Origin of the sequence: Rhizobacter sp. (assembly GCA_019635355.1) — a bacterium.
GTDB lineage: Bacteria > Pseudomonadota > Gammaproteobacteria > Burkholderiales > Burkholderiaceae_C > Rhizobacter.
In genome coordinates this window covers 2,497,814-2,516,710 of the sequence record JAHBZQ010000001.1, presented here as the reverse complement: position 1 = coordinate 2,516,710, position 18,897 = coordinate 2,497,814, and the positions used below count along the sequence as shown (strand labels likewise).

The window sequence follows — 18,897 nt, the reverse complement described above, 5'->3', positions numbered from 1 at the left end:
AAATGGCGCTTTCGCCCGCCCCAAAAAGGCACACAAATTGCTTGCCGATGGTGCTTGATCGCACCTTTCGAGGGAACCGCGCCGGCTTGGTGCGGTTGGAGGTGCGGCGCTTCTCAAACTCGGAACGATCACATGGAGCAACTCAAGCAGGGCGCGGATGCGCTCTTCATCCTCCTGGGCGCCATCATGGTGCTCGCCATGCATGCCGGCTTCGCCTTCCTGGAGCTGGGCACCGTGCGCAAGAAGAACCAGGTCAATGCGCTGGTGAAGATCCTGGTCGACTTCAGCGTCTCGACCATCGCCTACTTCTTCGTGGGCTACCTCGTGGCCTACGGCGTGCAGTTCTGGAGCGGCGCCGAGACGCTCGCGCAGAAGAACGGCTACGACCTCGTGAAGTTCTTCTTCCTGCTCACGTTCGCGGCGGCCATCCCGGCCATCATCTCGGGCGGCATCGCCGAGCGGGCGCGCTTCTACCCGCAGCTCATCGCCACGGCGGTGATCGTGGGCCTCGTCTACCCGCTCTTCGAGGGCGTGGTGTGGAACGGCAACTTCGGCATCCAGGCCTGGCTGAAGAGCGTGGCCGGCGCCGAGCTGCACGACTTCGCCGGCTCGGTGGTGGTGCACGCGGTGGGCGGCTGGCTCGCGCTGCCGGCGGTGCTGCTGCTGGGCGCGCGCGCGAACCGCTACAAGAAAGACGGCGGCATCTCGGCACACCCGCCGTCGAGCATCCCCTTCCTCGCGCTTGGCGCCTGGGTGCTGGCGGTGGGCTGGTTCGGCTTCAACGTGATGAGCGCGCAGACGATCGACAAGATCTCCGGGCTCGTGGCCGTCAACTCGCTGATGGCGATGGTGGGCGGCACGCTGGTGGCTGTGCTCGTGGGCAAGAACGACCCGGGCTTCGCCTACAACGGCCCGCTCGCCGGGCTGGTGGCGGTGTGCGCGGGGTCCGACGTGATGCACCCGCTGGGCGCGCTCGTCACCGGCGGCATCGCGGGCGCGATCTTCGTGGTGATGTTCACCCTCACCCAGAACAAATGGAAGATCGACGACGTGCTCGGCGTGTGGCCGCTGCACGGCCTGTGCGGCGCCTGGGGCGGCATCGCCTGCGGCATCTTCGGGCTCACCGCGCTGGGCGGTCGTGGCGGCGTGACCTTCTCGGCGCAGCTCATCGGCACCCTGATGGGCGTGGTGTGGGCGCTGGTGGGCGGCTTCGTGGTCTACGGCCTCATCAAGCTCGCGATGGGCTTGCGGCTGAGCCAGGAAGAGGAATACGACGGCGCCGACCTGTCGATCCACCGCATCACGGCCACGCCCGAGCGCGAAGTGAACTGGTGAGCGCCGGCCTCAGGCCACGAGCAGCCGGATCGCCGAGGCGATGAGGGCGAAGATCAGGATCTTCTTCAGCACCGCGGTGGGCAGCCGCCGCGACAGGCGCACGCCGAGCGACGAGAAGACGACCCCGGTTGCGATCAGGATCACCATGCCTGCTGTCGAGATCGGGCTCGCGGTGGTGGGTGAGGCCGACGCCGGGGCATAGGCCAGCGACGCGAGAAACCCCGCCACCGACAACACGCCCACCACCAGGCCGTTGATGTTGGCGGTGGCGATCGCGTCGCGGAACGGGCGTTTGGCCGCGTAGACGAAGTACGCGATGGTGTAGGTGCCGCCGCCCACGCCGATCAGCGTCGACACACCACCGATGAGGCCGCCGAAGAAGGTGTCGAGCAGGTTGGCGGAGTGGCGTTTCTCCTGGCCCTCCTTCATCGGGTACAGCATCACCGCCGCCAGGCACAGCTGCAGCAGTGCCACGAGCGAGGGCGTGACGAGGTGCCTTGCGCCGCTGAGCGTGGCCGCCACGAGGGGCGTCACGATGAGGGCGCCCACCATGTAGTACCGCGAGCCGACGAGGATCTCGCGCCGCTCTTCGCGGCTGCGGATGCGGTACTGCTTGTACGCGGCGCCGATCGAGTTGAACAAGACCGCAAACCACGAGATGACGATCGCGTCATGCAAGGCGTCGGTGCCGTAGAGCCAGGTGAGGGCCGGCACGACGACGATGCCGCCGGCCAGGCCGACCAGTCCGGCAATGAGCCCCGACGCGGCGCCGGTGGCGAAGAGGACGAAGGTTTCCATCTTGTTTTTTGTGAAGCTCCCTGGGGTAAGCCCTCGATTCTTTGGGCGGGCGGGAGGAAAGGCGATTACCTGGGAGGTAGGGGGTTGGGGTCGCGATGGCTGTGGGATGGCTTGGCTGCGTCCGGAGCGGCGCCGAGGGGATGGGGTGGGTGAATCCCTCCGTGTCCCCCGCCCTGTCCCCACTCCCGTGGGGACAGGGCTCCTCCTTTACCTGCGGGATTCACCCACCCCATCCCCTCGGCGCGAAACATCGCGCCTTGCGTGGGTGGGTGTGAGGGTGGGCGGGAGCAGTGCGTCTCGCGATGAGGGCTTGGGGCTGCGGATTCCGTAAGTAAAGGAGGAGCTGCTGACCGCGGGAGCGGTCAGCAGCGGGGGACATGGAGGAATCCGCAGCCCCAAGCCCTCATCGCCGCTCCGACTTCAGCAACACGAAGCTGGCACACCCATTGCATGTATACAAGAAGGTGTTCAAAACCGGCCTCGTCTCGGTGCATGCCTGTGGGCACGGCTCCTGCGAAGGCCTCTTCAACCACTGCAACGTGCACAGGAGCGCAGCAATGTCTGGAACGGAAATCAACCGTCGCGGAGTTCTGAAAGGGGTGGGGGCGGTGGGCGCCACGGCGGCGTTCGGCGGTTTGAGCGGGCTGGTGCAAGGCCAGGCGCCCATCACCGTCGGCTTCATCTACGTGGGCCCGCGCGACGACTACGGCTACAACCAGGCGCAGGCCGAGGCCGTGGCCGAAGTGAAGAAGCTGCCCGGCATCAAGGCTGTGGAAGAAGAGAACGTGCCCGAGACCACCGCCGTGCAGAAGACGATGCAGGGCATGATTTCGCAGGACGGCGCGGCGCTGCTCTTTCCCACGTCCTTCGGCTACTTCGATCCGCACATGCTGGCGGTGGCGGCCAAGAACCCCAAGGTGCGTTTCGCACACTGCGGCGGCCTGTGGAGCGAGGCCAAGCACCCCAAGAACACTGGCAGCTTCTTTGGCTACATCGACGAAGGCCAGTACCTCAACGGCGTGGTCGCCGGCCACATGACCAAGAGCAAGAAGCTCGGCTTCATCGCGGCCAAGCCCATTCCGCAGGTGCTGCGCAACATCAACGCTTTCACGCTGGGCGCGCGCTCGGTCGACCTGAGCATCACCACCACGGTGATCTTCACCGGCGACTGGTCGATGCCGGTGAAGGAAGCCGAAGCCACCAACAGCCTGGCCGACCAGGGCATCGACGTGTTCACCATGCACGTCGACGGGCCGAAGGTGATCGTCGAGACCGCCGCCAAGCGCGGCAAGTTCGTCTGCGGCTACCACGCGAGCCAGGCCAAGCTCGCGCCCAATGCCTACCTCACCGGCGCCGAGTGGAACTGGATCACCGCCTACAAGACCATCATCGACGCCGCCCGCTCCGGCAAGCCGCACCCCAACTTCGTGCGCGGCGGCCTGAAAGAGGGCTTCGTGAAACCCTCGCCCTACGGTGCGATGGTCACCGCCGCGGCGAAGAAGAAGGCCGACGAGGTGAAGGCCTCGATGATCGCCGGCAAGTTCGACATCTTCAAAGGCCCGCTGAAGGACAACACCGGCAAGGAAGTGATCCCCGCCGGCAAGGCCTACGCGCAGACCGACGTCGCCCTCGAAGGCATGAACTACCTCGTCGAAGGCGTCGTGGGCAAGGCCTGATCAAGCACAAGGCGAGGAGGAGGGAACCACCATGACCTTGTCCACCCGCACGAGCGAGACGCTGGAAGCGATCGCACTTCCGGTGCTCGCGATGAGTGGCGCGCTGCTGTTGTTCGGCGCCTTCATCTGGGCGGGTGGCAAGAGCCCGGTCGACGCGTGGGCGCTGCTCTTCAAGGGCGCCTTTGGCGACTGGTTCTCATGGCAGAACTCGCTGCAGCGGGCGGCGCCGTTGATGTTGACGGCGTTGTGCGTGGCCATCCCGGCGCGGGCGGGGCTCATCGTCATCGGCGGGGAAGGGGCGCTGGTGCTCGGGGGCCTGGCTTGCGCCGGGCTTCCCTATCTGTTCGCGCCCCCCGCGAATGCCCTCGGCACCGCGATGCTGTTGCTGGCCGCGGCCTTGACGGGGGCGGTGTGGATCGCGCTCGTGGGGGCGCTGCGCCAGTGGCGCGGCGTCAACGAGACCATCAGCAGTCTGCTGCTCGCCTACACCGCGGTAGCGCTCTTCAAGCATTTCGTGGAAGGGCCGATGCGCGACCCGGCGAGTCTCAACAAACCTTCGACGCGCACGCTCGGCGACGGCCTGCTCATCGGCGGCCTCTTCGGCACCGACATCCATTGGGGCCTCGTCTTCGGCATCGTGGCCTGCGTGCTGCTCGGCCTGTGGCTCTTCTTCACCACCTCGGGCTTCGCCACGCGCATCGTCGGCGGCAACACGCGTGCAGCCTTGCTCGTGGGCCTGCCCGGCGCGCGGCTGATGGTGGGCGCGTGTGCCATCGGCGGGGCCTGCGCGGGCCTTGCGGGCGGCATCGAGGTGGCGGCAGTGCACACCAACGCCAATGCGTCGCTGATCGCCGGCCTCGGCTACACCGGCATCCTCGTGTCCTTCGTCGCGCGCCACAACCCGTGGGCGGTGATCCCGGTGGCGGTGCTCTTCGGCGGCTTCGGCGCGGCCGGCAGTCTGCTGCAGCGGCGCATGGACGTGCCCGATGCCTCGGTGATGGTGCTGCAGGGCTTTGCCTTCCTGCTGATCCTCGCAAGCGAGGCGCTGCGCGGCAAGCTCTTCGCACCGCGTGCGCCGAAGCCCGCGCCCACCACCACCGTTCGGGCTGAGCCCTTCGACAAGGCTCAGGACAGGCCTGTCGAAGCCCAAGCCGCCACATGAGCAGCAGCGAGATCTTCCTCAACGTCCTCATCGCCGTGCTCGGCGGTGCCATCCGCGTGGGCACACCCTTCCTGCTGGTGAGCCTGGGCGAGTGCATCACCGAGAAGTCGGGCCGCATCAACCTCGGCCTCGAAGGCGTGCTCGTTTTCAGCGCGATGGCCGGTTTCGGTGGCGCGTATCTCAGCGGCAACGTGTGGGTCGGCGTGCTGCTGGCCGGCGGCTGCGGCGCCTTGCTCTCGCTGTTGCACGGCCTCGTGTGCTCGCTGCCACGCGTGAACGACATCGCAACAGGCATCGCGCTGATGCTGCTCGGCAGCGGCCTCGCGTTCTACCTCGGCAAGCCGCTGATCCAGCCGCAGGCGCCGCAGATTCCGTCGCTCGACCTGGGCTGGTGGAGTGCTTCGCCGCAGATCAAGTCGGCCCTGCAGATCAACATGCTGTTCCCCATCGGCGTGGCGCTTGCCGCGTTGCTGGCCTGGGGCTTCAAGGCCACCCGCTTCGGGCTCGTGCTGCGCATGGCCGGCGATTCGAGCGATGCGGCACGTGCGCTCGGCTATTCGGTCAACGGCATCCGCATCGCGGCCACCTGCGCGGGTGGTTTCATCGCCGGTCTCGGCGGTGCGTCGCTCTCGCTCTACTACCCCGGCAGCTGGAACGAAGGCCTCTCCAGCGGCCAAGGCCTGATCGCTGTCGCGCTCGTCATCTTTGCGCGCTGGAGCCCGTGGCGTTGCCTCGGCGCGGCCTTGCTCTTCGGCGGTGCCGGCGCGCTCGGCCCTGCTCTGCAATCGGTGGGCATCAGCAGCGGCTACTACCTCTTCAACGCGGTGCCGTATGTGCTGACGCTCGCCATCCTGATCTGGACCTGCTCGCCCACGCGCAGCCTCAAAGGCGCGCCGATGGAGCTGGGCGTGACACGCTGAAGGAGCAACACGATGAGTGGTCTCGGTGGGTTGAACAAGTCGCCGAATGGCGTGGTGATGGGGCTGGTGCAGTTGCAGCTGCCGGTCGTGAAGACGAAGGCCGACCTTGCGGCACAGACCCAGCGCATCGTTGAGATGGTCGCCAAGGCGCGCCGCAACCAGGGCACGATGAACCTCGTCGTCTTCCCTGAGTACTCGCTGCACGGCCTCTCGATGGACACCAACCCCGAGATCATGTGCACGCTCGACGGCCCCGAGGTGGCGGCGTTCAAGCAGGCCTGCGTGACCAACAAGATCTGGGGCTGCTTCTCCATCATGGAAGCCAACCCTGAGGGCAACCCCTACAACAGTGGCCTGATCATCGACGACACCGGTGCCATCAAGCTCTACTACCGCAAGCTGCACCCCTGGGTGCCGGTCGAGCCATGGGAGCCGGGCAACCTCGGCATCCCGGTGTGCGACGGGCCCAATGGCAGCAAGCTCGCACTCATCATCTGCCACGACGGCATGTTCCCCGAGATGGCACGCGAGGCCACCTACAAGGGCGCCGAGATCGTGATCCGAACGGCCGGCTACACCGCACCGATCCGCCATGCGTGGAAGATCACCAACCAGGCCAACGCCTTCTGCAACCTCGTCTACACGGCGAACGTCTGCATGTGCGGCAGCGACGGCACCTTCGACTCGATGGGCGAAGGCATGTTCTGCAATTTCGACGGCACCGTGATGGTCGAAGGCAGCGGCCGACCCGACGAGATCATCACCTGCGAGCTGCGCCCCGACCTCGTGCGCGAAGCGCGCGCCACCTGGGGCGTGGAGAACAACATCTACCAGCTCTACCACCGCGGCTACGTGGCGGTGAAGGGCGGCGCGCAAGACTGCCCCTACACCTACATGCACGACATGGCCGCCGGCCGCTACGTGCTGCCCTGGGAAGCGAGCGTGCAGGTGACCGACGGCACGAGTTGCGGCTTCGAGGCCCCGACGCGCAGCTACGTCGGGGCCGAAGCTCCGTCTTTGAAGAAGGTGGCCTGAATGAACAAACGCTACGTTGCCGCCGACCCCTACCGCTGGCCGTATGACGGCGACCTGCGGCCCGAGAACACCGCCCTCATCGTGATCGACATGCAGGTCGACTTCTGCGGCCCCGGCGGCTACGTCGACAAGATGGGCTACGACATCTCGATGACCCGCGCGCCCATCGAGCCGCTGAAGAAGCTCTTCAAGGTGATGCGCGATGCGGGCTACACGCTCATCCACACCCGCGAAGGCCACAAGCCCGATCTGTCGGACCTGCCCGCCAACAAACTCTGGCGCTCGCGCCAGGCAGGCACCAACGGCATCGGCATCGGCGACATGGGCCCGTGCGGGCGCATCCTCACGATAGGCCAGCCGGGGTGGGAAATCATTCCCGAGCTCGCACCGCTGCCGGGCGAGCCGGTGATCGACAAGCCGGGCAAGGGCTCGTTCTACGCCACCAACTTCGACCTCATCCTGCACACCCGCGGCATCCGCAACTTGATCCTCACCGGCATCACCACCGACGTCTGCGTGCACACGACCATGCGCGACGCCAATGACCGCGGCTACGAGTGTCTGATCCTGTCCGACTGCACCGGCGCCACCGACCTCGGCAACCACCAAGCGGCGCTGAAGATGGTGACGATGCAGGGCGGCGTGTTTGGCGCCGTCTCCGACTCCAAGGCCGTCATCGAGACGGTGACCGCATGACCGCGCCGCTCGACCCTGTGCCCCGCCCCACCGGCGCGCTCGCTCTCGACACCTACGAGCTCACCAAGCGCTTCGGCGCCTTCACCGCGCTCGACCATGTGTCGCTCAAGGTGCGCCCCGGCACCGTGCACGCCCTGCTCGGCGAAAACGGCGCCGGCAAGAGCACGCTCGTGAAATGTGTGGTCGGCTACCAGCGCGCCGAAGAAGGCGCGGTGCTGCTCGACAACAAGGAGCACGACATCGCCACGCCCGTGATCGCACGCGACCTGGGCATCGGCATGGTCTACCAGCACTTCACCGTCGTGCCCGGCATGACCGTGGCCGAGAACCTGCTGCTCGCGCGCGGCCACCTGCCGGCGGTGATCGACTGGAAGAAGGAGCGTGCGGCACTCGCCGCGTTCATGCAGACCACGCCCTTCAAGCTCGACCTCGATGCCACGCCGCAGGAGCTCTCGGCCGGGCAGAAGCAGAAGTTGGAGATCCTCAAGCAGCTCTTGCTCAAGCCGCGCCTCCTGATCCTCGACGAGCCCACCTCGGTGCTCACGCCGCAAGAGGCCGACGAGGTGCTGGGCCTGCTGCGCGATCGTGCGCACGCGGGCGAGTGCAGCATCGTGCTCATCACCCACAAGTTCCGCGAGGTCACCGCCTATGCCGATGACGTGAGCGTGCTGCGCAAGGGCAAGCTCGTGGCGGCACATCGCGTGGACGAAACCACGCCACAGCAACTGGCGGCAGAGATGGTGGGCGGCGAGGGCGATGCCAAGCGCGAGTTCGCGGCACCGCAGCGCGCCGAGCGCGAGCGGGGCGAGGCGAGGCTGCAGGTGAAGTCGCTGGTGGTCGACGGCGACCGTGGGCAGGTGGCGGTGGCCGGCCTGTCGGTCAACGTGCATGCGGGCGAGATCGTCGGCATCGCGGGGGTCTCGGGCAACGGCCAGCGCGAGTTCGCCGAAGCGCTGGTCGGGCAGCGCCGGCGCGTGTCGGGCGAGGTGTGGGTCGGCGCCGAGCGCTTTGCGGCCACGCGTGCACAGAACCGCCGCCTCAAGGTGCGCAGCCTGCCCGAAGAGCCGCTGCGCAACGCCTGCGTGGGCGACATGAGCGTGTCCGACAACATCGGCTTGCGCGCCTTCGACGTGGCGCCTGCCGCCCGCCTGGGCTGGATGCGGGGTCGCACCTTGCGAGAGCGGGCCCGCAAGCTCATCGGTGAGTTCGGCGTGAAGACGCGTGGCGAGCTGGCGCAGATCCGTTCGCTCTCGGGTGGCAACGTGCAGCGCGCCGTGCTCGCGCGCGAGCTGAGCGACGACGCCGAGGTGCTGATCGTCTCCAACCCCGTCTTCGGCCTCGACTTCGCGGCGGTGGCCGAGATCCACCAGCGCCTGATGGACGTGCGCAACCGCGGCGGCGCGGTGCTGCTCATCAGCGAAGACCTCGACGAGTTGCTCGCACTGTCAGACCGCATCGCCGTCATGAGCGGTGGGCAAGTGGTGCATGAGACGGATGCCCGGCAAGCCGACCGCAACCGCCTCGGCGCCTTCATGGGCGGGAGCGCGCATTGAGCATCACCATCACCGCCCAGCCGGGCTCCTTCACCTTCGACCCCGCACACACCGCGCTCGTGATGATCGACATGCAGCGCGACTTCATCGAGCCCGGCGGTTTCGGCGCGACGCTCGGCAACGATGTATCGCTGCTGGAGCCCGTGGTGCCGGCGGCCGCCGATCTCATCGCGTGGTGCCGCGAGCACGGCATCCTCGTCATCCACACGCAGGAATGCCACCGCCCCGACCTGTCCGACTGCCCGCCGGCGAAGCGCCTGCGCGGCAAGCCCTCCTTGCGCATCGGCGACCCGGGGCCGATGGGCCGCATCCTCATCCTCGGCGAGCCGGGCGCCGGCTTCGTGCCCGAGCTGCTGCCGCAAGACGGTGACCTCGTGATCGCCAAGCCGGGCAAGGGCGCCTTCTACGGCACCGATCTCGGCGAGCAACTGCAGGCCCGCGGCATCACCCACCTGATCTTCGGCGGCGTCACCACCGAAGTCTGCGTGCAGACCACCATGCGCGAGGCGAACGACCGTGGCTACGAATGCCTGCTGATCGAAGAGGCCACCGGCTCCTACTTCCCCGAGTTCAAGCAGGCGGCCATCGAGATGATCCGGGCGCAGGGCGGCATCGTCGGCTGGACGGCCCGGCTGGCCGACCTGCGCTGAGCCTGGGGCGCCCGTAGCTGTTCTGGATCAAAGGCGCGCGCCGCCGCGTGCCTACACTGGTGCGGCCCCATGAACCCGCGGTTTCGCCAGCTCCCCCCGGTGCGCAGCATCCCTCTCGGCCAGCCCCTGGTCTGGCTGGTGCTCGCCTGGCGCGACATGGCGCGCGTGGGCTGGCTGAGCTTCGCGCACGGGCTGGTGCTCGCGCTCGGCGGGGCCGGCATCGTGCTCATCGCGCACGACCGCTTCTGGCTGCTCGCCGGGGCGCTGTCGGGCTTCCTGCTGGTGGCGCCGGTGCTCGCCACGAGCCTCTATGCCCTGAGCCGCGCGCTCGAGCGCCGCGAGCCGGCCACGCTGCGGGTGGTCATCGACACCTGGCTGCACTGGCAGCGCGACCACCTCGACAAATGGGGCGCCGACTACTGGAGCCTCGTGCGCTTCGGCATTGGCCTGGCGCTGGCCGGCACCGGCTGGGTGCTCACCTCGGCGGCGCTCATCACGCTGTATGCGCCGGTGCCCATCCTGCAGCCCATCGACTTCGTGCGGCATGTGGTGCTCGACACGCGCGGCTGGCTGTTCGAAGGCTGGTTGATGCTGGGCGGCGTGATGGCGGCGCCCATCTTCGCGTCGAGCGTGGTCGCGATGCCGCTGCTGCTCGACCGGCGCGTGACGCTCATGCAGGCCGTGCTCACCAGCTGGCGCGCGGTGCTCGCCAACCCGGTGCCGCTCGCCTTCTGGGCCGTGCTCATCGGGCTCTTCGTCGCGCTCGGGCTCGCATCGTTCTTCCTCGGGCTCGTCTTCGTGATGCCGATGCTCGGCCATGCGAGCTGGCACGCCTACCGCGACCTCGTCGACGTGGAGCACTGGCCGGCGCGCGAGTCGGAATGGCCGTCGTCCCTCACGAGGGAACGCTGATGTTCGGCTTCAGCGAAGAGCAGATCGCGGGCTTCGGCCTGACCTTCGGGGTCGGGGCCTTCATGCTCTACATGGTCTTCGTGATCGGCCAGCTGGCGTGGGAATCGAAGGCGGGCAAGTTCGGCACCTTCGTGCTCTTCCTCGCGTTGGGCCTGGGCATGCTGGGCTTCGTGGCCAAGTTCGTCATCCAGTGGTTGCTCACGACATAGGGCAGGGGTAGCCGGTAGACTGCGCCACTCCCCGCGCTGGAGCTGCCCATGACCCTGCTCGTACTCGGCCTCGTCCTCTTTCTCGGCATTCATTCCGTCTCGATCGTTGCGCCCGCGTGGCGCGATGCGCAGGCGGCGCGCAACGAGAAAGCCTGGAAGGGCCTCTACACCCTGATCGCCGTCGCCGGCTTCGTGCTGCTCGTCTACGGCTACGGCGTGGCGCGGCAGACGCCGGTGGTGCTCTACGCGCCGCCCACCTGGCTGCGCCACGTGTCGCTGTTGCTGATGCTGCCCTTCTTCACGCTGCTGCTGGCGGCCTACCTGCCCGGGCGCATCAAGACCGCGACGAAACACCCGATGCTCGCCGCCACCAAGCTGTGGGCGCTGTCGCACCTGCTGGCCAACGGCACGCTGGCCGACGTGCTGCTCTTCGGCGGCTTTCTCGCCTGGGCGGTGCTCGACCGCATCTCGTTCAAGCGGCGCGTGCAGCGCCCCACTGTCGGCGCGCCGCCGGGCGCGGCCAACGACCTCATCGCCATCGTTGGCGGCCTGGCGCTTTACGGCCTCTTCATGTGGCGCGCCCATGCCTGGCTGATCGGCGTCTCGCCGCTTGGCAAGGCACTTTGACTGTTTTGAAAGTGATGACCATGAGCCCGCACATCCAGCAGACCCTGATCGAGGCGCGCGCCGCGCTCGACGCCCTGATCGCCAACGAGGCCACGCTGCGCGCCATCGACGCGGCCGGCACCCTGCTCGCCGACACCTTCAAGCGCGAGGGCCGCGCCTTCAGCTGCGGCAACGGCGGCTCGATGTGCGATGCGATGCACTTCGCCGAAGAGCTCTCCGGCCGCTACCGGCAGGACCGCCCCGCGCTCGGCGCCGCGTCCATCAGCGATGCCTCGCACATCAGCTGCGTCGGCAACGACTACGGCTACGAGCACATCTTCTCGCGCTACCTCGAAGGCCACGGCCGCGCGGGTGACGTGCTGCTGGGCATCAGCACCAGCGGCACCAGCCGCAACGTGGTCGCCGCCGCCGAGATGGCCAAGAAGAAGGGCATGAAGGTGATCGCGCTCACCGGCAAGCCGGGCGCCACGCTCGGCACGCTCGCCGACATCGAGATCTGCACCCCGGGCGGCAAGTTTGCCGACCGCTCGCAGGAGCTGCACATCAAGGTGATCCACATCCTGATCGAGTCGGTGGAGCGGCAGCTCTTCCCGGGCAACTACCGCTGACGCGGCCATGACTGCCACCACCCCACGCCTCTTCCAACCCTGGCAGATCGGCCCGCTGCGTTTACGCAACCGCATCGTCATCGCGCCGATGTGCCAGTACTCCGCCGTCGACGGCAGTGCCACCGACTGGCACCTGATGCACGTGGGCCAGCTCGCGCTGTCGGGCGCCGGCCTGCTGATCCTCGAGGCGACGGGCGTGTCGCCCGAAGGCCGCATCTCGCCGCAGGACCTCGGCCTCTACTCCGATGCCAACGAAGCGGCGCTCGGCCGTGTGCTGGCCGCGGCACGCCGGCATTCGACGATGCCCATCGCGATCCAGCTCGCGCATGCCGGGCGCAAGGCCTCGACGCTCCCGCCGTGGGAAGGTGGCGCGCAGATCGCACCCCAGGCCCCCGGTGGCTGGAAGACGGTGGCCCCGTCGGCAGTGCCCTTCCTCGCGCACTACGATGCGCCGCATGCCCTCGGCGTGGACGAGCTGGCCCGCATCCGCGACGACTTCGCCACCGCCGCCCGCCGCGCGGCACGGCTGGGGCTCGAGGGCGTCGAGGTGCATTCGGCGCACGGCTACCTGCTGCACCAGTTCCTCTCGCCCCTGTCCAACCAGCGCAGCGATGCGTATGGCGGCAGCCTGGAGAACCGCATGCGCTTCCCGCTGGAGGTGTTCGACGCGGTGCGTGCTGCCTTCCCCGCCGACAAGCCGGTGTGGGTGCGCGTGTCGGCCACCGATTGGGTCGAGGGCGGGTGGTCGCTCGACGAGACGGTGGTCTATGCGAAGGCGCTGCAGGCGCGTGGCTGTGCGGCCATCGACGTCAGCAGTGGCGGGCTCTCGGCGAAGCAGGCGATTCCCATCGGGCCGGGCTACCAGCTGCCGCTCGCGAAGCGCCTGAAAGACGAGGTGGGCATGCCCACGATGGCGGTGGGCCTCATCACCGAGCCAGCGCAGGCCGAGGCCATCCTCGCCGAGGGCCAGGCCGATGCGGTGGCGCTCGCGCGGGCCATGCTCTACGACCCGCGCTGGCCCTGGCATGCCGCTGCGGCGCTGGGCGCCCAGGTGAGCGCGCCGCCGCAGTACTGGCGCAGTGCGCCGCATGGCGTGAAGGGCTTGTTCGAAGGGGCCTGAGCCTTCAGCCGTTGCGCCGCCGCCGCGCGGCCCACAGCGTGAGCACCCCCGCCGCGCCGAGCAGCAGCGAGGCCGGCTCGGGCACCGGTGCCACGTTGCCGAAATACAGGTTGTCGATGACCGGCCCGGTGCGCAGGAAGTAGAAGGCGCTCAGGTCGAGGTTCGAGATGCCGCTGGCCGAGTGGAACGACACGTACTGGTTGGGCCGGTAGGGCGTCGAGTCGGGCCAGCCGGCGCCGTCGGTCTCGAAGGTCTGGCCCCAGCCACCCGGGCCGCGGGCGTCGACCGACACCCGGTCGCGCGCCGGCGCGCTGACGTAGAGGCTCACGTAGGTGGGCAGCGTGCCGCCGATGAAGCTCAGGCTCAGGTAGGGCGCACCGTAGAGCGACTGGTCGCTGCCGGGAACACCCGAGCCGGCGAGGTAGCCCTCGTTGACGACGAGGCCGAGCGCTGCGTACTCGTCGGTCACCGGCGTGCCGGCGAACTGGCCGGGGTCGGCGGGGGGCGGCAGGTCGTCGAAGGTGATGAGCACGGCATGGGCGCCTGCCGTGGCGAGGCCCAGCAGGACGGCGACGAGGGCACGCAGATGACGGTTCAGGCGCATGGGGTCTCCTTCCGGTGACGGTCGTCTTTACCGGGCCTGGCAGTTCTTGCCACCCGCGCGTTGCGCCAGCGCCGCCACGCCAGCGCGAGCAGGCCCACGCCGGCCATCGCTAACGGTTCCGGCTCGGGCACCGCCGGCACGCTGCCGAAGTAGAGGTTGTCGAAGCTCACGTAGTCGGCCCGCACGCCCTGCGGGTGCACGATCTTCACCAGCGCGATGCCGGCCTGCGAGGCGAACGACACATGGTTGCCACGGTCGATCTCGATGTTTTCGCCGCGGCCGGTGGCGCCCCGCCAGCGCACCGAAAGCGGCTGCCCGCTCATCACGTCGAAGCTCACGTGGGTGGGCAGCGCGCCGCTGAAGCGGAAGCTCAGCGTCAGCGAGCTGTCGTCGAGGAAGGACACGAGGGTCGCGTCTTCCGTCCAGTGGACGAGGTAGACGTTGTCCTGGAAGCGGACGCCGAGGTGCGCGTACTGGTCGGTGACGGGGTAGCCGTTCAGGTCTTCATTGCCGGGGATGGGCGGCAGGTCTTCGAAGTCGATGAACGCGGCGTGCGCGAGGGTGGCGCAGGCGCCCAGCAACACGGGGAGCATGGCACGCGCGAGCGCACGCGCCAGAGGGCGGGAACGAAGGTCCATGAGAGCCTCCGCAGGGAGCCACGGGTGCCGCTTTGCGGCAAACGCCGTTCCGCGGTGCGGGCTCGGTGCTGTCAGCGCGCCGGCTTGCGCAGCGCGGCCAGCAGCTTGTCGCGCTCGCTGCCGGCGTTCACCTGCTCACCCAGCAGCGCATAGAGCTGCTCCAGGGTCTGCGCCTTGGCGGCGCTCTTCTTGACCACGATGCTCGCGATCGGGCCGATGCTGGTGCTGAGCACGCGCGTGGCATGCGCCAGCGTCTCGGCGGTGATCGCGGTGCCGAGGGCCACGCCGCCGCTGCCCGTGCCGCTGCCGGGCTGCGTGGCCGGGGCGTGCGTGTGGGGGGCGGCGGCGGTGAACTTCGAGCCACCGCTCGCATGGCCCACCCGGCCGGGCGAGGTGACGGCGTCGAACTTGGCCATGAAGCGCTGGCGGTCCTGCTCGCTGCCGAGCTGGTCGCACAGGGTGGTCTTCAAGCCGTGGATGTCGTGCACGTCGCGCGCCGCCTTGCGCACCATCACCTTGGCCATCGGGCCGACGAAGGAGGCCAGCGCCAGCTCCACCTGGTGCAGCGTGGCCGGGTCCCAGCCGGGGATGCTGGTCGGCATGGAGCGCGGCACGCCGCTGGGCGGGTCGAGCACGCCGACGGGCGGCGCCGGGGGCGCGTCGTCGCGCACGACGATGATGGTCGTCTCGCCGGTGTCGGGCTCGGCCGAGAGGTCGCGCTTGGCGAGCGCCGCGCGGAACTCGGCCACGCTCTGGTAGCGGTCGGCCGGCTTCTTGGCCAGGGCCTTGGCGACGATGGCGTCGTAGAACGCCGGGCGGCCCGAATCGGGCACCTTGCTCGGCGGCACGGGGTGGTCGTTCACCACCTTGTACATGACCGACTCGGCCGAGCCCTGGAAGGGCGGGTGGCCGACCAGCATGCCGTAGAGGATGGCGCCGGCCGCAAACACATCGATGCGGTGGTCGACGTTTTCGCCGATGTACTGCTCGGGTGCCATGTAGCCCGGCGTGCCGATGGTGGAGGTGATCTGCGTGAGCACCACCGACTCGATGCGGGCGATGCCGAAGTCGGTGACCTTCAACTGCCCGCTGTTGGTGACGAGCAGGTTGGCCGGCTTGATGTCGCGGTGCCACACGCCGTGCTTGTGCGCGCAATCGAGCGCGGCGAGCAGTTGGTCCATGATGGTGAGCACGTCGCACTCGGGCGGCTGCGGCGTGCCGTGGAGGATCTGCGAGAGCGTGCGGCCCTCCACGTACTCCATCGCGATGTAGGCCGTGTCGGCGTCTTCGCCGTACTCGTAGATCGCCACGATGCCGGGGTGCGACATGCGGCCCACCGCGCGGGCTTCGTTCTTGAAGCGGGCGGTGGTCGACGAGCCCGAGAGGTCTTGCCCGATCAACGCCTTGTGGATGGTCTTGATCGCGACCGGCCGGTTGATGACCGGGTCGAAGGCCTTGTAGACGACGCCCATCGCGCCCTTGCCGAGCACACCCGTGATCGGATATTTGCCAAGTTGGGCCGGATGGGACATCGAATGATTGTCAGTCTCAGGAATCGAGCATCTTCATCGCATGGACCATGCTCTTGCGCATGCGCGTGAACGATTCCGCCAAAGTGCCGATCTCGTCTTTCGACTTCACGTTGAACTCTGGCGCATCGAGTTCGCCCAGGCTCACGCGGTCGGAGAGTTTCGACAGCTGGCTCACCGGGCGGATCACGAGCTGCCACAGCATCAGGTTGAGCGCCAGGCCGATCAGCAGGAACACGCCCGCGAGCAGGCCCATCACGACCTTGAAGTTGCGGTCGGCGCGGTCGAGCGGCACCGACATCGGCACCGACACCACCTGCGCGCCCAGCACTTCGTTCAGGTTCCAACCGAAGCCGTTGGCCGGGCCGTACTTCTCCACCAGCGGCTTCGGCGCCGCCTCCACCGTGCTGTGGCAGCGCAGGCACTCGGGGTTGGTGATCTTGATCGGGCGGGCGATGTAGGTCACCAGGCCCGAGGGCGTGCTGCGCTGGCCGATGAACTCCTTCTCGTCAGGCGACTGCTTGAAGCGCGAGATCACGTCTTCCTCCCAGTCCTGCGCGCGGTCGCGCGGGTTGGTCGGGTTCAGCATCGCCGGCTTGTAGGCGTATTCGGGGTGGTTCTTGCGCAGGGCGTTCAACACCTCGGACGACGAATACGCCGGCACCGACTGCGGCAGGAAGGTGTAGGTCATCTGCGTCTGCAGGAGCGGCGCCACCTGCGTGGCGGTGTAGGTGCTGACGGCCATCGCGCTTTCCATCAGGAGGCGGGCGCGGTCGAGCACTTCTTCGTGGGCGCCGTCTTGCAGCATCTTGCGGGCCACGTAGCCCGAGGCGCCGAGGCCGATGGCGAAGACCAGCAGGAACACGAGGTTGAACTTGACGAGCAGCTTCATGGGGCGACTTTCGATGGATCGGTGTGCTGTGGCGACTTACGTGCCGCGCGGGCGCGGCGGATGCAGTTCAGGGCTTCTTGTAGACCGGGGCAGGGGCATTGCCGGCCGCCGCTGAGGCCGCCGGCTTGGGCAGGTACTTCTCGGGGAAGAGGATGCGGTCCCACTCGGGGTGGTTGGCCATGTTGGCGACCAGGCCCTCGCGGAAGGCCGCGTTTTGCGCGAGCGGCTTCCAGCGGGTGACGAAGTAGGCGCGCAGGCCTTCGGCGTCGAGCCACGGCTCGGCCTCGGCGTAGCTGATCTCGGCCAACGGCTTGGGGGCCACGTCGCGGCTGGCAAAGGCGGCGGCGCGCGAGGGCAGGCTGTCCATGAAGGCGCGGGGCAGCGCCTGGATGAAGGCGCCGGTGGGGCGGGGCGTGGTGCTGGCCTTGCCGTCGGCGGCGCGGCTGTAGAACTCGCTGTTCTTGACGGTGGCCTTGCCCACCACCTTGCCGGCACGACGCTCCTGCAGGTTGACCTCGCCCGACTCGGCGAAGACCTGCAGCTCCTGGCCCTGTGCGGCAAACACGGCGCTCTTGGCCACGCCGGTGATGTCGGTGTTGGCGATGGTGAAGCTGCCGGCCGCTGGCGTGAGCGGCTTGGGCACGGTGAGCTTGGCGGTGCCGCGCAGCAGGTGGAAGCGCGAGGCCTGCTTCGCACGCTCGCCGCTGAACTTCGGGGCGATCAACGCGCGCGATTCGGGGCCGAGGTCGAGGATCACGCCGTCGGCGAACTCGATGCGCACGAAGCGGGCCTTGGCCGTCGTCTCGACGATGTCTTCCTTGGCCAGGCGCACGCCTTCGGTCAGGGCATGGCGGGTTGCGGCGCGCACGAGCTGCACCTCGCCATCGGCGATGGTGGCGGTGGCGAAGGCGGCGGCCCAGGCGGGCGCTGCCGTGAGCAGCGCGCACAAAAGGCCGAGCGTGGATTTCCAGACGACAAATTTCATGTTCTTCTAGGGAGCCAGACCCGCGGGGTGCGCAAGCATAGCGGCACCGCTGTGCAGTTTGACCTGTCAGAAGCTCAGGGGTCCCGGCCATAGGGGGGCCGAAAAGCGCGACGAAAGTCACACAAGAACGCGCCGGTTGCGCGCATCGCCAGCTGGCTACAAATCGGTGCTGGCCGGGCGCGCGCTGTGCAGCTTGTGGATGGTGATCTTGCGCACCTCGGCCTTGCTGGCCTCGATGTGGGTGCGCAGCATCAGCTTGGCCGGGTCGGCCCGCCGCGCGAGGATGGCACGCAGGATCTTCGCGTGCTCGTCGTAGGTGGCCGCCACGCGCGGCGGCTGGGTGAAATCGAGCCGCCGCACGATGCGGATGCCATCGGTCACCTCGGCGTGCACGCGCGCCATCTGCAGGTTGCCCGCAGCCGAGACGAGCGTGGTGTGGAAGGCTTCGTCGAGCGTGGCCACCTCGGTGGTGTCGGTCTTGCGCTCTTTTTCGGGCACGAGCCAGATGGCCTTGAGCAGGCCCAGATCGGGCATGGGGTCTTGCGTGCAGAGGCGGTCGACGGCGGCGCATTCGAGCATCACGCGCAGGTCGTACAGCTCTTCGAGCTTGCGGAAGTCGAAGGGCGCCACGCTCCAGCCGCTGCGGAAGGCGACCTTCACATAGCCCTCCAGTTCAAGCCGGAACAGCGCCTCGCGCACCGGCGTGCGCGACATGCCCAGGCGCTCGGCCATGTCGCTCTCGGTGAAGCCGTCGCCAGGCAGCAGCACGAAGTCGAAGATCGCCGCCTTCAGTCGCCGGTAGGCGATCTCGGAGCGTGTGAGATCCCGCGGGTTGGCCGGCGGCTCCTTGGGCGCGGTGCTGGACTTCTTGGCGGCCGGGGCTTTCATTTCAGTGCCGCCCGGCCGCCCGAAGGCACTGAACGCCCCCTTGGGGGGCAGGAGCAACGC

General features: G+C 68.3%; 20 protein-coding genes. 13 read left to right on the top strand and 7 right to left on the bottom strand.

The genetic code is table 11. From position 1 onward, the window contains the following. Positions 1-132 precede the first annotated feature (132 nt). The gene (locus KF892_11300; protein ID MBX3625592.1) at positions 133-1,335 is read left to right on the top strand and encodes an ammonium transporter; all 1,203 of its coding nucleotides are present in this window, start codon (positions 133-135) and stop codon (positions 1,333-1,335) included. Positions 1,336-1,344: 9 nt separating this feature from the next. Here KF892_11300 and KF892_11295 read toward each other — a convergent pair whose 3' ends face one another. Continuing rightward, positions 1,345-2,133 carry a sulfite exporter TauE/SafE family protein gene (locus KF892_11295; protein MBX3625591.1) on the bottom strand — a complete coding sequence of 263 codons (789 nt, stop codon included), beginning with the start codon at positions 2,131-2,133 and terminating at the stop codon, positions 1,345-1,347. A 557-nt stretch (positions 2,134-2,690) separates the two neighbouring features. Between KF892_11295 and KF892_11290 the strand changes: the two genes are divergently transcribed. The 12 genes from KF892_11290 to KF892_11235 all read left to right on the top strand — a co-directional run bounded on the left by KF892_11290 (position 2,691) and on the right by KF892_11235 (position 13,301). Then, positions 2,691-3,809 (top strand): BMP family ABC transporter substrate-binding protein, encoded by a 1,119-nt coding sequence (locus tag KF892_11290; protein MBX3625590.1) that lies wholly within the window; start codon positions 2,691-2,693, stop codon positions 3,807-3,809. A gap of 31 nt (positions 3,810-3,840) precedes the next feature. Next, a complete protein-coding gene (locus KF892_11285; protein MBX3625589.1) occupies positions 3,841-4,971 on the top strand; it encodes an ABC transporter permease in 1,131 nt (376 codons plus the stop codon). After that, a complete protein-coding gene (locus tag KF892_11280; protein MBX3625588.1) occupies positions 4,968-5,891 on the top strand; it encodes an ABC transporter permease in 924 nt (307 codons plus the stop codon). The genes KF892_11285 and KF892_11280 overlap by 4 nt, the downstream gene beginning before the upstream one ends. A gap of 12 nt (positions 5,892-5,903) precedes the next feature. After that, a complete protein-coding gene (locus KF892_11275; GenBank protein ID MBX3625587.1) occupies positions 5,904-6,926 on the top strand; it encodes a formamidase in 1,023 nt (340 codons plus the stop codon). Continuing rightward, the gene (locus tag KF892_11270) at positions 6,927-7,622 is read left to right on the top strand and encodes a cysteine hydrolase (protein ID MBX3625586.1); all 696 of its coding nucleotides are present in this window, start codon (positions 6,927-6,929) and stop codon (positions 7,620-7,622) included. It begins immediately after the preceding gene. Further along, positions 7,619-9,175: an ABC transporter ATP-binding protein gene (locus KF892_11265; protein MBX3625585.1), complete on the top strand. Its 1,557-nt coding sequence runs from the start codon at positions 7,619-7,621 to the stop codon at positions 9,173-9,175. Before KF892_11270 ends, KF892_11265 begins: the two co-directional genes overlap by 4 nt. A 62-nt stretch (positions 9,176-9,237) precedes the next feature. After that, entirely contained in the window at positions 9,238-9,825 is a 588-nt protein-coding gene (locus tag KF892_11260) for a cysteine hydrolase (protein MBX3625584.1), read from the top strand. A 69-nt stretch (positions 9,826-9,894) separates the two neighbouring features. Next, entirely contained in the window at positions 9,895-10,737 is an 843-nt protein-coding gene (locus KF892_11255) for a DUF2189 domain-containing protein (GenBank protein ID MBX3625583.1), read from the top strand. Further along, on the top strand, positions 10,737-10,946 hold the full coding sequence (locus tag KF892_11250) for a DUF2788 domain-containing protein (GenBank protein MBX3625582.1): 210 nt from the start codon (positions 10,737-10,739) through the stop codon (positions 10,944-10,946). The genes KF892_11255 and KF892_11250 overlap by 1 nt, the downstream gene beginning before the upstream one ends. A 48-nt stretch (positions 10,947-10,994) precedes the next feature. Beyond that, a complete protein-coding gene (locus KF892_11245) occupies positions 10,995-11,573 on the top strand; it encodes an NnrU family protein (GenBank protein MBX3625581.1) in 579 nt (192 codons plus the stop codon). A 14-nt stretch (positions 11,574-11,587) separates the two neighbouring features. Then, a complete protein-coding gene (gmhA, locus tag KF892_11240) occupies positions 11,588-12,181 on the top strand; it encodes a D-sedoheptulose 7-phosphate isomerase (protein ID MBX3625580.1) in 594 nt (197 codons plus the stop codon). Between the two features lie 7 nt (positions 12,182-12,188). After that, positions 12,189-13,301, top strand: a complete 1,113-nt coding sequence (locus KF892_11235; protein ID MBX3625579.1) for an NADH:flavin oxidoreductase/NADH oxidase — start codon at positions 12,189-12,191, stop codon at positions 13,299-13,301. Between the two features lie 4 nt (positions 13,302-13,305). Here the strand turns inward: KF892_11235 and KF892_11230 are convergent, their stop codons facing one another. From KF892_11230 to KF892_11205, 6 genes are all read right to left on the bottom strand, one after another. After that, a complete protein-coding gene (locus tag KF892_11230) occupies positions 13,306-13,905 on the bottom strand; it encodes a PEP-CTERM sorting domain-containing protein (protein MBX3625578.1) in 600 nt (199 codons plus the stop codon). Further along, positions 13,896-14,543: a PEP-CTERM sorting domain-containing protein gene (locus tag KF892_11225; GenBank protein MBX3625577.1), complete on the bottom strand. Its 648-nt coding sequence runs from the start codon at positions 14,541-14,543 to the stop codon at positions 13,896-13,898. Before KF892_11225 ends, KF892_11230 begins: the two co-directional genes overlap by 10 nt. 71 nt (positions 14,544-14,614) lie before the next feature. After that, entirely contained in the window at positions 14,615-16,075 is a 1,461-nt protein-coding gene (locus tag KF892_11220) for a serine/threonine protein kinase (GenBank protein ID MBX3625576.1), read from the bottom strand. 16 nt (positions 16,076-16,091) lie between these two features. After that, positions 16,092-16,964 carry a DUF3365 domain-containing protein gene (locus KF892_11215; GenBank protein ID MBX3625575.1) on the bottom strand — a complete coding sequence of 291 codons (873 nt, stop codon included), beginning with the start codon at positions 16,962-16,964 and terminating at the stop codon, positions 16,092-16,094. Positions 16,965-17,031: 67 nt separating this feature from the next. Then, positions 17,032-17,949 carry a FecR domain-containing protein gene (locus tag KF892_11210; GenBank protein MBX3625574.1) on the bottom strand — a complete coding sequence of 306 codons (918 nt, stop codon included), beginning with the start codon at positions 17,947-17,949 and terminating at the stop codon, positions 17,032-17,034. 156 nt (positions 17,950-18,105) lie between these two features. Beyond that, positions 18,106-18,837, bottom strand: a complete 732-nt coding sequence (locus KF892_11205; protein MBX3625573.1) for a GntR family transcriptional regulator — start codon at positions 18,835-18,837, stop codon at positions 18,106-18,108. Between the last annotated feature and the right edge of the window lie 60 nt (positions 18,838-18,897).